The sequence below is a fragment of the Kitasatospora sp. NPDC015120 genome, from assembly GCF_043080305.1.
Taxonomy (GTDB): Bacteria; Actinomycetota; Actinomycetes; order Streptomycetales; family Streptomycetaceae; genus Kitasatospora.
In genome coordinates, this window is sequence record NZ_JBIBVJ010000013.1 from 80,530 (window position 1) to 92,842 (window position 12,313).

Sequence of the window (12,313 nt, forward strand, 5' to 3'; positions counted from 1 at the left end):
CCCTCCTCTCCCCTCTCCCGGAAGGACGACGGCCGATGGAACAGGCTGGACGAGCGGACGGACCGTCCCCCTGCCTGCCGGTGGCGGGAGTGCCGGAGGGAGTGCGGGAGGCCGTGGTCGTCGCCGCCCCGCTGGGTGCCGCGGTCGCTGGCTTCGGCGGCTGCATGGCGATGCTGGCGGCGTCCGGGGTACGACTGCGGGTCGTGGTGCCCGGCGCCTGGCCGGCCCCGCACGCGGCCCCGCCCCGCGAGGTGCTGGCCTTCCTGGGCGCTCCGCAGGCGGAGCTGGAATGCCTGGAGGGGACGCGCTGCGACGAGGCGGTCCGCCACCTCTCGTTCCTGGTGAAGGGGGCCGACCTCTGCGCCGCGCCGTGGTGCGGGGACCGGGGGACCGCCGCCGGCGCGGCGCGGTGGGCCGCCCTGCTGGCGTGTTCCCTGCGCCTGAGACCGCCGCTGGTGGAGTACTGGGTGCCCGGGCACTGTGCGGCGCCGCAGGGGTGCGGGGAGCCCTGGCAGCGGGCCGCGCGGGTGCCGCTGCCGCCCGGGGCGGAGCGCCGGAAGCGCCGGGCCCTGTGCGCCGGCCGGGCCGCGGACCCGGGCGCCGCGGAGCCGGCCGCCGGGTGCACCGACGGGGCACCGGCGGGCGGCGCGCGGCTGGGCGCGCGCGAGATCCTGTTCCTCTGAGCGCCGGGGCGCTCAACCGACGTAGCGGCGTGCGGTCGACGATCGCTGGGACTCGTCCAGCAGCCGCAGGGCGTGTTCGACCCGGGGCGGCACCCGCCGGCGCTCCCGCACCACCCAGGGCAGGCCGGCGACGGCCTCGGCGAAGGCGCGGGCGGAGACGGCGTCGCGCGGGACGGTGCGCAGGAGGTGGGCGGTGCGCCGCACGGCGCTGGCGGGATGGCGCCGGAGCCACGTCGTCCACAGGGTGTTCCGGATCCCGTGGCGGCGGCGGAGCGTCGGGTCGCGCAGCGGTGACGGCCGGTGGTGGACGGTGAGCCCGGCGGCGTAGACGAGCCACCAGCCCCTGGCCGCGAGGTCGTGGGCGAGGAGTTCCTCCTCCCCGCCCAGCCAGAGCCGCGGCGAGAAGCCGCCCGCCGCCCGGAAGGCCGAGAGCCGGACGACCGTGGCCCCGGCCAGGAACGAACCGAGGGCGGGACCGGGCAGGCCCGGCGGGGCGGGGACGGGGGAGTCCCGCAGCTCGGCCACGATGGGGTCGTCCGCCGGCGGCCGGTGCGGCGCGGCCGGATCCTCCACCACGATCCGGGCGGTGACGGTGGCGACGTCCGGGTGGGCGTCCAGCAGATCGGCGGCGGCGCGCAGGGACCCGGGCTCCCACCAGGTGTCGTCGTCGCTGAAGGCCAGGTAGGGGCACTCCAGCTCGCGCGCCACGAGGTTGCGGCCGCAGGCGCCGAGGTTGCGGCCGGGCGTGAGCAGGCGGACCTCGGGGTGCCACCGCCGCACGGCGGCCGCGCTCCCGTCGGCGGAGGCGTTGTCCACCACGACGACGGAGGGCCGCTCGGGCAGCAGCGCGAGCCGGGCGAGGGTGTGGAGGAGCTCGTCGCGGCGGTTGTGGGTGATCACGGCGACGGCGATGCGCCGGTCGGTCATCGGGCCTCCCCGCCGGCCGTTCCGGCGCGTTCCAGCCGGGCCACGGACCGCTCCACCTCCGGAGGGAGGGGTCTGCGCAGTGCGAGCGCGGCGGGGATCCTGGGGAACGCGCCGACCAGCGCGCGGGCGGCCTGCGGGTTCCCGGCGGCCTCCCGCACCAGGCAGGCGCTCTGCCGGGCGACGTGCGGCCACGGCCGGCGCAGCCAGCAGGTGAGCAGTTCGTTGCGGCGCATGCGCACGAGCCTGCCGGGCCGGGGGCCGGGGTCCGGGCGGTGGTGGGCGACGACCTGGGGGCAGTGGGCGACCCCCCAGCCAGCCGCGGCCAGGTCGAGGGCCAGCAGGGTCTCCTCCCCGCCGAAGTGCAGCAGCGGGTGGAAGCCCCCGACGTCGAGGAACGCGCTGCGGCGGACGATGCTCGCGCAGGCGAGGAAGCCCAGGACCGAAGGCCCCGGCAGGTCGGAGGCCACGCCGAGCGGGGAGGCGGCGAGCCGGTCGTCGATGGGGTCGGACCGGCCGCCGGGCCAGACGCGGGTGGCGGCCGCGAGCAGGCCGAGCCGCCGGTGCCGGTCGAAGAGCCCGGCCGCGAGGGCCAGCGCCCCGGGCCGCCACCACGAGTCGTCGTCGCTGAAGGCGACGTAGGGCGTGCCGAGCTGTTCGACGCCCGCGTTCCGGGCCACCGCGCCCCGGTTGCGGCGCAGGACGCGCACGGCCACGGCGGGGTGACGCGCGCGCACGGCGGCGGCCGTGCCGTCGGCGGAGGCGTTGTCCAGGACGAGGACGGGCGGGGCCTCGGGCAGGCTCTGCAGCCGGTCGAGGGTGTGCAGCAGGCGTTCCCGGCGGTTGCGCGTGATGACCACGACGCCGATCCGGGGTGCGCGGGCGGCGGACGGGCTTTCCATCGACCGCCGTCACCTCCTTCGTCCGCACGGGCGCAGGAGGGCCCGGAGCTCGGACAGGACGTCGTCCGGGCCGATCCGCAGCAGGCGGGGGTCGGGGTCCTCGCCGTGGGCGTCGCCGGGCCGGTCGCCGTCGTCGCGGCCGGGCCGCCACAGGATCCGGTGGCGGGCGTCGGCGGGCGGTCCCCAGAGGCGGGGCGACACCGGGCCGAAGAGGGTGACCGAGGCGGTGCCGAGGGCCGTGGCGAGGTGGGACAGGCCGGTGTCCCCGGCGACCACCGCGCTCGCCCCGGCGACCAGCGCCGCCAGGGTCTCGAACGGTACGTCCGCGGTCCCGCCGACGACCGCACCGGGGGGCAGGCCGGCGAGGAAGGCCACCTCGTGGGCGAGGGCCGCCTCGCCCGCGCCGGCGGTGACGACCACCGGCCGGCCGGCGCGCCGCAGTTCACGGGCCACCGTGGCGAAGCGGGCGGCCGGCCAACGGCGGGCCCCCGCGTCCGCGCCCGGGTGCAGCACCACCGCCCCGGGGGCGGGGGAGCGGACCGCCGGGGGCCGGATCAGCAGGTCGGCCGGGTCCGCGGGGATGCCGTGGCTGCGCAGCAGACGGCACCAGCGGTCCCGTTCGTGCTCGTCCGGGCGCCATCCGGCGCCGCCGGCCTCCGGTGCCGCGTAGCCGATGAGCCGCCGGGGCCCCAGGGCCCGCAGCGGCCGCAGGCTCTCCTCGCCGCAGCCGTGCAGGTCGACGGCCAGCGCCGGCGCCGGCCCGGTCCAGCGCAGTTCGCCCGGCACCCGGCGTCCGGTGGCACCGGTGACGAGCAGCCGGTCGACGCAGCCGGTGGCCGCCACCGCCGGGGCCAGGCGGCCGGGGGCCGCCAGCACCAGCTCGTGGCCGGGGTGGTGGCGGCGCAGCGCCCGCAGGGCCGGGACCCCGGTGAGCAGGTCGCCGAGGCCCAGCGCGCGCAGGACGAGCAGCCGCGACCGGTCCCCGGGCCCGCTCACGCGCCCGCCCCCGCGGATCCCGCTCCGCCCGCCCCCGCGGCGGCGGCCCGGTTCGCCAGGGCGGTCGTGGACCTCCCGCTCAGATAGGGCAGGACGAGGGCGTGGCCGCCCCATTCGGCCAGGACGGCGGCCTCGGGCAGGCCGTCCACCGTGTAGTCCCCGCCCTTCACCCAGAGGTGCGGGCGCAGGTGACGCAGGACCGCGTGCGGCGTGTCCTCCTCGAAGACGGCGACGGCGTCGACGCAGCCCAGCCCCGCCAGCACGCTGGCACGGTCGCCGGCCGGGTTGAGGGGCCGCCCGGCCCCTTTGAGGCGCCGGACGGAGTCGTCGGAGTTCAGGCAGACCACGAGGCAGTCGCCCAGCCGGGCCGCCGATTCCAGCAGGCCCACGTGCCCGGCGTGCAGCAGGTCGAAGCAGCCTCCGGTGGCGACCACGGTTCCGCCCCGGGCGCGGACGGCGGCCGCCAGTTCCGCGGCCCCCGTCGGCAGCGGCTCCGCGGAGCGGCCGGCCGGCCGCTCCGGGGGGAGCGCGCCGGCGCCGCCCGAGGCGACGAAGTCGGTCGCGGCCACGACCCCGCTGTGCACCGCCTCCTCGGTGATGGCGCCCCTGGCCAGGGCCACGCCGGCGTGTGCCGCGAAGCAGTCGCCGGCGCCGCAGGGGTCACCGACCGCCCCGTAGGGCGCGGGCAGCAGGATCGGGCTGTCGGTGCCGCGGCTGAGCAGGGCGCCGCGCGCACCGAGGGTGACCGCCACCGCCGCGGCCCGCCAGTGGCGGGCCAGCAGCGCGGCCCGCCGGGTGTGGTCGGCGAGGCGGTCGCCCGAGCCGGACCCGGCGTCCAGGGCGGCGGCCATGGAACGCGCCTCGGCCGCGTTGGGCGTCACCAGCCGCGCGCCCGGGACGGGCGGACCGCCGCGCGGGTGCGGGTCCCACACCAGCGGACAGCGCCGGGCGGCCGCGGCGAGCAGCGGCCCGAGCACGTCCGCCGAGCCCCGGCCGTAGTCGGCCACCAGCACGGCCCCGGCGGACCCGAGCACCCGGCGGGCGGCGGCGTCCGGGGCGCCGGGGCGTCCACCGCCCCGGTCGATCCGGATCAGCGGCCGTTCGTCGACCCGGATCCGGGTCTTGACCGGGATGTCGCCGTCCAGCGGCATCCGGACCAGGGTGACGCGGCCCCCCAGGGCGCGCCGCAGCTCGGCCGAGGCCTCCCCGCGGCCCAGCGCCGTGAGCAGGACCACCTCCTGCCCGGTGCGCGCCGCCAGGACGGCGGCGAGCGCGGCGCCCCCGGGCCGGGTGCGCTCCGACGCGACGTCGACGACCGGGACCGGCGCGTCGGGGGCGAGCCGGGTGGCCGCGCCGTCGACGTCGATGTCGAGCAGGCTGTCACCGACCACCACGAACGGCCCGTTCACGCGACCTCACCCGCCCGCCGGGCGTCCTCGGACGGGGCGTGCCCGCCGGTGCGGCGGGCCAGGGCCGCGTCGAACGCCTCGCAGACCAGGTGGAGGGCCGTCAGGTGGACCTCCTGGACGGTGGCGGTCGTCCCGGAGGCGACGGCGAGCGTCTCGTCGGCCCGGCCGGCCAGCGGGTTGGGGGCCGGGCCCGTCATCGCCCACACCCCGAGCCCCGACCGGCGGCCGGCGTCGGCGGCCCGCAGCAGGTTGGGGCTGCGCCCCGAGGTCGACATCAGGATCAGGACGTCGCCGGGCCGCCCGTGCGCGGACACCTGGCGGGCGTACACCTCCTCGAAGCCGTAGTCGTTGCCGATCGCGGTCAGCGCGGACGTCTCGGCGTGCAGGGCGAGGGCGGAGAAGGGCGGCCGCTCGACGCGGTAGCGGCCGACGAGTTCGGCGGTGAGGTGCTGCGCCTGCGCGGCACTGCCGCCGTTGCCCGCGACGAGCAGGCGCCCGCCGGCCGGCAGCAGGCCGGCCAGGGCCTGGCCCCAGCTGGTGAGCAGCGGAAGCTGCTCGCCGCGCAGCGCGCGCACCGCGTCCTCCAGCGCCGCGCAGTGCCGCGCGGCCTCCGCGAGGTCGTGAGCCCGCCCGTGGAAGTGAGCGCTCATCACAGTCCTCCCGACGGTGCTCCGGTACGGGCCCGCGGCGGCAGCGCCGCGGGAGCGCGGCGCACCGCCTCCTGGTAGATCTTCTCGGTGTTCGCGGCGACCCGGTCCCAGCCGTAGAAGGCGAGGACACGACGGCGCCCCGCCGCCCCGAAGTCACGGCGCAGCCGGGGGTCGCCGAGCAGCCTGGCGGCCGCGGCGGCCAGGGCCGCACCGGACCCGGCGGGCACCAGCAGGCCCGTCCGGCCGTCGGCGACCGTGTCGAGGTGCCCGCCGACCGCGGTGGCGACCACCGGCACGCCGCACGCCATCGCCTCCAGCGGGACGATGCCGAACGGCTCGTAGTGCGCGGGGCAGACCACGAGGTCGGCGCTGCGCAGCAGGGCCGGCATCCGGGTGCTGGGCACGCCGCCCAGCAGGACCAGCCGGTCGGCCACGCCGTGCTCGACGGCCAGCGCGCGCAACCGCCGGCACTCCGGCTCGGTGTCCAGCCGGTCGGCCGGGGGGCCGCCGGCGACCACCAGCTCGGTGTCGGGCAGCCGGGCGAGCGCCTCCAGCGCGGTGGCGCCGCCCTTGCGGGCCACGAGCCGGCCGACCATGAGCAGCCGGTGCGGCGCCGAGCGCGGTGCCGCGTCCCCCCGGGGGCTGAACCGGTCCGGATCGACGCCGCAGGGCACGATCCTGATGCGGTCGGCGGGGACGCCCATGGCCAGGAGTTCGGCCACCTCGTCGCTGCAGGTGGCGATCACCCGGGCGGCCGTGCGGCCGAGGTGCGACTCCAGCGCGATCCGCTGGGCCGGGCTGGTGTCCTCGTGGCCCTGGTGGCGGCGCTTGACCGTGCCCAGGGCGTGGTACGTGTGGGCGACCGGCAGGCCCAGGTGCCGGGCCCCGCGCAGGGCGGCCAGCCCCGACATCCAGAAGTGCGAGTGCACGACGTCCGGTCGGCGGTGGGCCCAGTAGCGCGCCAGGTGGTCGCCGAACGCGGCCATGAACGGCAGGAGCTGGTCCTTGGGGAGCGGGCGCGCCGGTCCGGCCGGCACGTGGTGGACCACGACGCCCGGGCGCATCACGACCTCCTCGGCCGATCCGGCGCGGTCGCGCCTGGTGTGGACGACCACCCGGTGGCCCAGGTCCGCCAGCGCGCCGGCGAGGGCGGCGACGTGGACGTTCTGGCCTCCCGCGTCCACCCCGCCGAGCACGGCGAGCGGGCTGGCGTGCTCGGACACCAGGGCGATGGTCAGGGGCCCGTTCACCGGGTCACCTCGTCGATCAGGCGGTCCCAGTCCGCCAGGAACCGTTTCAGTCCGTAGCGGTCGAGTGCCGCCTGGCGGGCGCGGGTGCCGTCCGCCGCGGCGGCCGCGGCGTCCGTGAGGTAGTGGTGGACGGCTTCGGCGAGTTCGGCGGGGTCGGTGGAGACCACGCCCGCGCCGGGCGGGACCGCCCGCGTCACCTCGGTGGTGGCGAGGGCGACCACCGGCATGCCGAGGTGCATGGCTTCGAGCAGGGAGAGGCCGAGCGAGGTCCAGCGCACGGGGTGGAGGTAGAGGCGGCGGCGCGCCATCTCGGTGTGCAGGCGGGCCTGGGGGAGGTCGGCGGCCCGGCAGCGGTCCTCGGGGAGGCCGAGGTGGGCGGCGAGCCCGGCCGTGCCCATGCCGAAGACGTCCAGGGGGCTCTGCCGCGCGAAGAACGGCAGCAGATCGGTGCCGGTCGTGCGCCCGCGGCGGACCGGGTCGTTGACCACCACGGCCGCTCTCGCCAGCGTGCCGGTGTACTGGTGGCCGGGGTCGACGACGCCGTGCTCGATCACCCGGGTGCGGGTGTGCCCGCAGTCCCAGAACAGCCGGTTGAAGCCGGTGACGTGGACGGTGACGAGGTCGTCCCGGTCCGCCGTCGGATGGCGGGTGTCGGGGACGCCGCCGTGCGGGCTGTTGTGCTCCAGGTAGACGGCGGGTACGTCCCGTCCGGGTCGGCGGCCCAGCCACCGGGTGGCGAGCTCGGCCTCGTGCGGGCGCTGGAGCACCACCAGGTCGATCTCGGCGGACCGGAGCTCCTGCGGGGTCCGTTCGACCACCGAGGCCGGCCAGTCGAAGGTCACGGCGCGTCCGAGTCCGTCCGGTCCCCGCCCCGGCAGGACGGGCACCGTGTAGGTGTGGGAGCCCTGGACGAACGCGGTCGTCCAGGAGCCGTGCACGTGCCACAGCAGGATGTTCATGAGCTCACCTTCCTGGTGCTCGGCCGGGCGGGCGGGTGCGGCCCGTCCGTGCCCGGCACCGCTCCGCTCGTCAACCGGCCCACGGCCGCCGCGATCTGGGCGCCGGTCAGGGTGTTCAGGCAGGGATGGCCCGCGACGGGGCAGACCCTGGCGCGGCTCGCGGCGCACGGCGCGTCCTGCCGGCCCAGCAGCAGGTGCGGCACGCCGAACGGCCGCCAGCGTTCGGCCGGCACGACCGGCGAGAACAGGCTCACGACCGGGGTGCCGACGGCGGCGGCCAGATGGGCGGGACCGGTGTTGCCCGCGACCACGGCGTCGGCCTCGGCCAGGACGGCCGACAGGCCCCTGAGGTCGGTGCGGCCGCCGAGGTCCAGGGCGTGCGCCCCCGCGACCTCGGCGGTGAGTTCCTTCTCCGCCGGGCTCCCGGTGACCACCACCCGTCGCCCGGCCTCCGCCAGGGCGCGCACGGCGGCCGTGAGCACCGCGGGACCGGCGGCGCGGGCGGGAACGGCCGCGCCGGGATGGACGACCACGTAGGGATCCGGACCGGTGAGGTGCCGCAGGTCGGGCGGCGGCAGCACCCGCAGCCGGCCGTCGTCGTGCGGGGGGAGCGGGAACCCGGCGGCCCGGGCCAGGTCGAGGGCCGCCTCGGCCTCGTGCCGGCCGGGCGCGCGCCGGTGACGCAGATCCAGCAGCGAACCCGGGTAGTCCTCGCAGTCGGCGGCGATGGCGGGCACGCCGGCCAGCCGCAGCACCAGGGCCGTGGGCAGCGGGCTCTGGTGGAAGGAGGTGAGGAGGACGGCGCGGTCGAAGCGCTGCCGGGCGAGGTCCCCCGCGAGGGCCCGGACGTCCTCGGGGTCCACCGGGGGCGGGTCGAAGCCGGCCCAGGGGGCCTCCCAGACGATGGTCCGGTCGACGCCGGGCAGGAGCTCGGCCGCCGGGGCGCCCTGGGGCCCGCAGAGCACGGCCACGTACGCCGAGGAGGCCGCGACGGCCCGGACGGCGGGCCCGGCGAGCAGGACGTCGCCGGCGCTGTCGAGGCGGACGACGAGGGTTCTCGTCACGAGGGCCGCCCGGCGGGAAGGAGCCGGCCCAGCGCCAGCCGGACGGCCGCGGCGAGGTCGTCGGCGACGCTCCTCGCCGCCGCCGTCTCCTCGGCGCGGGTGACCGGGCCGGGCACCAGGACGGGGAACGCCCCGGCGGCCTCGGCGGCGGCGCAGTCGGACCCGATGTCCCCGATGACGACCGCCCGCCGGGGCGCGACCCCCAGGACCCGGCAGGCGGCCAGCACCAGTCCCGGGGCGGGTTTGCGGCACCGGCAGCCGTCCTCCGGCCCGTGCGGGCAGACGGCCCAGACGTCGATCGTCCCGAGGAGGGTGTCGATCCGCCGGTTCACCGCATCGACCTGCCCGCGGGTGAGCAGTCCGCGCGCGACCCCGGACTGATTGCTCACGACGCCCACCCGGACTCCGGCCGATCGCAGGGCGGCGACGGCGGCGGCCGCGCCGGCCACCAGCCGCACGGCGCCGGGATCGCCGTTGTACGGCACGTCGTGGACGAGCGTGCCGTCGCGGTCGAACAGCACGGCCGCCCGCGGTGCTGCCGGGCGGTCCGCCCGGCCCGCGGACCCGGTCGCGCGGATCCACGGCCGCAGGCCGCCCGCGCCCGTGCGGCCGGGCACGGGGCCGGCCGGTGCGGTGGAACCGGTGGGAAGCGTCATGGTGGGTCCTCTCCTCGCCTGCGGCCCCGGCGGGGCTCAGTGGTGGGCCGGAACCGGTCGTCCGCCGCCGTCCGGGTCCGCGGACCGGTGCCCGTCCTCCGGCACGGGCCGCCAGGGCGCCGCGCGGCGGTGCCGCAGCAGGCCCACGGCCCAGTGGTAACCGGCGGCGGGAGGGATCGCGGCGCTGGTGAGCAGCATCGTCGTGACCTCGTCCGCGAGCCGCGGCCCGGGCGCGATCCGCGCCAGCGCGAACTCGGCGCTGCCCGCCAGCCAGAGCCCCGTCAGTGCCAGGCAGGCGCGGGGGCGGCGGCCCAGCGCGGCGGCGGCGGCGCCGACCAGGCAGCCGGTGACCGCCAGGTGCCGCGGCAGCCGGCCGCGGGCCGCCCCGGCCCGGTGCCACCAGCGACGGCCGTGCAGCCGGTTCATCAGGACGTCGTCCGCGTTGCCGGCCTGCTGGCGCAGCGAGACCCAGCGGTCGGCCGGGCGGACCGGGTGCAGGGTCGTGCGCGCACCCCGGGCGAGGTCCCAGCCCGCGTCGACGACGCGCAGCGCCAGGTCGGCGTCCTCGCGGAAGGCCCTGCGGAAGCGCTCGTCGAAGCCGCCGACCTGCTCCAGGACGGCGCGGCGGTACGCCATGTCCGCGGTGATCCACAGCGACCGCTCCAGCCCGGCGGTGGACCGTTCCCAGTCGGTCGGCCGCCGGTGGTCGGGCAGCGGCACCACGATGGTGCCCTGGCTGCCCCCGGTGCGCGGCCCGCAGGCCGCGAGGTCGGCCGCGAGGTCGGCCGCCCAGGTGGGGCCGGGCACCGTGTCGTCGTCCAGGAAGGCGACCCATTCCTGGGCGACGCTCCGCCAGCCGGTGTTGCGGGCGGCCGCCGGGCCGTTGCCGCAGCCCGCCACCACCGTGATCCGGTCCCGGAGGGCGGGCGGGACCGCGACGTCCAGCGGTCCGCAGTCGGTCAGCGGCCGGTCGTCCACCAGGACCACCCGCTCCGGCGCCGGGGCGCCGGCGCCGGCGAGGGCGGCGAGGGTGACGGACAGGCTCGGCCGGCCGAGCGTGGGGATGACCACCGCGTACGAGGGGTCGGCACCGTTCGTCATGCCCGCGCCTCCGACCGGTCCGGCCCGGCGAACAGGACTCCGCGGCGGACCACGAAGGGGCCGAGGGCGAGCAGGTCGACCGGTGCGGAGCCGAAGCACTCCAGGGCGTCCCGGACGTCGTCCACCATCGGGCGTCCCGCCGTGTTGAGGCTGGTGTTGACGACAACGGGCAGGCCGGTGAGCAGTTCGAACCGCTCCAGCATCCGTGCGGTCAGCGGGTCGTCCACGGGATCGACGCTCTGGATCCGGGCGGTGCCGTCCACGTGGACCACCGCGGGGATCCGGTCGCGCCACTCGGGCGCGACCTCGTGGACGAAGAGCATGTAGGGGCTCGGATGCCGGCCGCCGAAGATCTTCGGCGCCCGGTCGGCGAGGACCATCGGTGCGACGGGGCGGAACTGCTCCCGCCCCTTGACGTCGTTCAGCCGTTCGAGGTTCCGGGCCCGGCCCGGGTGGGCGAGCAGGGAGCGGTGGCCGAGCGCGCGCGGGCCGAACTCGGACCGGCCCTGGAACCACGCGACGATGCCGTCCGCGGCCAGCTCCCGGGCCACCTCCGCGGCGACGTCCTCCGGCCGCTCGTAGGGGACGGCGGCGCCGCGCAGCCAGGCCTCCAGTTCGTCGTCGGACCAGCCCCGGCCGAGGTCGGCGCCGGGCATCGGCTCCACCGCGTCCCCGGCGGACGCCGCGAGGTGCAGCGCGGCGCCCAGTGCGGTGCCCGCGTCCCCGGCGGCCGGTTGCACCCAGACCCGCTCGAACGGGCCCTCGGCGGCGATGCGGGAGTTCGCCACGCAGTTCAGCGCCACCCCGCCGGCCATGGTCAGCAGGCGGTCGTGGGTGCGTCCGTGCAGCCAGCGCGCGAGGTCCAGCAGCACTTCCTCGACCACCCGCTGCGCGGAACACGCCAGGTCGGCGTGGGCGGGCGTCCACTCCTGGCCGGGCCGGAGCGCCGGTGCGAACTCGGCCCACGGCACCCCGGCGGCGTGGAACCCGCCGTCGCCGGTGGAGTGGACGTACCGGCGCAGTTCCGCCACCGACGTCGGCGACCCGTAGGAGGCCATCGCCATCACCTTGTACTCGTCCGAGGACCGCAGGAACCCCAGGTGCTGGGTCAGCTCCTCGTAGACCAGACCCACGGAGTGCGGGAGCTCCTGGGCCGCGAGCCGTTCCAGCCGCGGACCGACCCGCCGGGCCGCCAGGTGCGAGGTCGCCTCGCCCCGGCCGTCGAGCACCAGGACGGAGGAGGGGTCGCTCCGCCCGTCGGCGGCGAAGGCGGCGGAGGCGGCGTGCGCGACGTGGTGCGGGACGAACCTGACCGTGGCCGGGTCCAGCCCGGGCAGCGCCTCGGCGAGGAACCGCGGGGCCTCGCGGGCGTAGGTGAGCCGCAGGTGGTCCCAGGGGTCGTCCAGTCCCAGCTGCTCCGCGGGCCGGGCGAGCGCGGGGTCGAAGGAGTAGCCCACCAGGTCGAGGTCCTCGGGCCGGATGCCCGCGTGGTGCAGGCACCAGCGGGCGGCCTGTTCGGGCAGCTCCCAGGCCGAGAACGGCAGCGGACGCTTGCCGTGCTTACGGCGGCTGAAACGTTCTTCCTCCGCCGCCGCGACGGTCCGCCCGTCGATGACGAGGGCGGCGGCGGGGTCGTGGAACAGGGCGTTGATGCCGAGAATGCGCATGGTCGTCACGGCCTTCCGGGAACGGCGGCGGGCCCCGCCACCTCGGGGGTGG

The 12,313-nt window shown here is 78.2% G+C and carries 12 protein-coding genes; 1 reads left to right on the forward strand and 11 read right to left on the reverse strand.

Annotated elements, in window-relative coordinates; genetic code table 11:
- Window positions 1-35: 35 nt before the first annotated feature.
- A complete protein-coding gene (locus ACF1AK_RS25920) occupies window positions 36-683 on the forward strand; it encodes a hypothetical protein (RefSeq protein WP_391501219.1) in 648 nt (215 codons plus the stop codon).
- Between the two features lie 12 nt (window positions 684-695).
- On the opposite strand, the gene ACF1AK_RS25925 is transcribed toward ACF1AK_RS25920, so the two are convergent.
- From ACF1AK_RS25925 to ACF1AK_RS25975, 11 genes are read right to left on the reverse strand one after another with little or no spacing between them, the layout of a single operon-like run.
- Complete coding sequence (locus ACF1AK_RS25925) at window positions 696-1,610, reverse strand: glycosyltransferase family 2 protein (RefSeq protein ID WP_391501220.1); 915 nt, start codon at window positions 1,608-1,610, stop codon at window positions 696-698.
- Complete coding sequence (locus tag ACF1AK_RS25930; RefSeq protein WP_391501221.1) at window positions 1,607-2,509, reverse strand: glycosyltransferase family 2 protein; 903 nt, start codon at window positions 2,507-2,509, stop codon at window positions 1,607-1,609. Before ACF1AK_RS25930 ends, ACF1AK_RS25925 begins: the two co-directional genes overlap by 4 nt.
- 9 nt (window positions 2,510-2,518) lie before the next feature.
- The gene (locus tag ACF1AK_RS25935; RefSeq protein ID WP_391501222.1) at window positions 2,519-3,505 is read right to left on the reverse strand and encodes a glycosyltransferase family 9 protein; all 987 of its coding nucleotides are present in this window, start codon (window positions 3,503-3,505) and stop codon (window positions 2,519-2,521) included.
- Window positions 3,502-4,914 (reverse strand): PfkB family carbohydrate kinase, encoded by a 1,413-nt coding sequence (locus ACF1AK_RS25940; protein WP_391501223.1) that lies wholly within the window; start codon window positions 4,912-4,914, stop codon window positions 3,502-3,504. The genes ACF1AK_RS25935 and ACF1AK_RS25940 overlap by 4 nt, the downstream gene beginning before the upstream one ends.
- The gene (locus ACF1AK_RS25945) at window positions 4,911-5,564 is read right to left on the reverse strand and encodes an SIS domain-containing protein (RefSeq protein ID WP_391501224.1); all 654 of its coding nucleotides are present in this window, start codon (window positions 5,562-5,564) and stop codon (window positions 4,911-4,913) included. The genes ACF1AK_RS25940 and ACF1AK_RS25945 overlap by 4 nt, the downstream gene beginning before the upstream one ends.
- Window positions 5,564-6,814 carry a glycosyltransferase gene (locus ACF1AK_RS25950; RefSeq protein WP_391501225.1) on the reverse strand — a complete coding sequence of 417 codons (1,251 nt, stop codon included), beginning with the start codon at window positions 6,812-6,814 and terminating at the stop codon, window positions 5,564-5,566. The genes ACF1AK_RS25945 and ACF1AK_RS25950 overlap by 1 nt, the downstream gene beginning before the upstream one ends.
- The gene (locus ACF1AK_RS25955; RefSeq protein ID WP_391501226.1) at window positions 6,811-7,773 is read right to left on the reverse strand and encodes a glycosyltransferase; all 963 of its coding nucleotides are present in this window, start codon (window positions 7,771-7,773) and stop codon (window positions 6,811-6,813) included. Before ACF1AK_RS25955 ends, ACF1AK_RS25950 begins: the two co-directional genes overlap by 4 nt.
- The gene (locus ACF1AK_RS25960) at window positions 7,770-8,837 is read right to left on the reverse strand and encodes a glycosyltransferase family 9 protein (protein ID WP_391501227.1); all 1,068 of its coding nucleotides are present in this window, start codon (window positions 8,835-8,837) and stop codon (window positions 7,770-7,772) included. The genes ACF1AK_RS25955 and ACF1AK_RS25960 overlap by 4 nt, the downstream gene beginning before the upstream one ends.
- Window positions 8,834-9,493, reverse strand: a complete 660-nt coding sequence (locus tag ACF1AK_RS25965; RefSeq protein ID WP_391501228.1) for an HAD-IIIA family hydrolase — start codon at window positions 9,491-9,493, stop codon at window positions 8,834-8,836. The genes ACF1AK_RS25960 and ACF1AK_RS25965 overlap by 4 nt, the downstream gene beginning before the upstream one ends.
- A 36-nt stretch (window positions 9,494-9,529) precedes the next feature.
- Window positions 9,530-10,594 carry a glycosyltransferase family 2 protein gene (locus tag ACF1AK_RS25970; protein ID WP_391501229.1) on the reverse strand — a complete coding sequence of 355 codons (1,065 nt, stop codon included), beginning with the start codon at window positions 10,592-10,594 and terminating at the stop codon, window positions 9,530-9,532.
- On the reverse strand, window positions 10,591-12,261 hold the full coding sequence (locus ACF1AK_RS25975; RefSeq protein ID WP_391501296.1) for a carbamoyltransferase: 1,671 nt from the start codon (window positions 12,259-12,261) through the stop codon (window positions 10,591-10,593). The genes ACF1AK_RS25970 and ACF1AK_RS25975 overlap by 4 nt, the downstream gene beginning before the upstream one ends.
- Window positions 12,262-12,313: the final 52 nt, after the last annotated feature.

Excerpts from the sequence above, each read along its gene's own strand:
- ACF1AK_RS25975 (WP_391501296.1), bottom strand. The coding sequence starts at position 12,261 with ATGCGCATTCTCGGCATCAACGCCCTGTTCCACGACCCCGCCGCCGCC.
- ACF1AK_RS25965 (WP_391501228.1), bottom strand. The coding sequence starts at position 9,493 with ATGACGCTTCCCACCGGTTCCACCGCACCGGCCGGCCCCGTGCCCGGC.
- ACF1AK_RS25945 (WP_391501224.1), bottom strand. The coding sequence starts at position 5,564 with ATGAGCGCTCACTTCCACGGGCGGGCTCACGACCTCGCGGAGGCCGCG.
- ACF1AK_RS25970 (WP_391501229.1), bottom strand. The coding sequence starts at position 10,594 with ATGACGAACGGTGCCGACCCCTCGTACGCGGTGGTCATCCCCACGCTC.
- ACF1AK_RS25925 (WP_391501220.1), bottom strand. The coding sequence starts at position 1,610 with ATGACCGACCGGCGCATCGCCGTCGCCGTGATCACCCACAACCGCCGC.
- ACF1AK_RS25930 (WP_391501221.1), bottom strand. The coding sequence starts at position 2,509 with ATGGAAAGCCCGTCCGCCGCCCGCGCACCCCGGATCGGCGTCGTGGTC.
- ACF1AK_RS25920 (WP_391501219.1), top strand. The coding sequence starts at position 36 with ATGGAACAGGCTGGACGAGCGGACGGACCGTCCCCCTGCCTGCCGGTG.
- ACF1AK_RS25955 (WP_391501226.1), bottom strand. The coding sequence starts at position 7,773 with ATGAACATCCTGCTGTGGCACGTGCACGGCTCCTGGACGACCGCGTTC.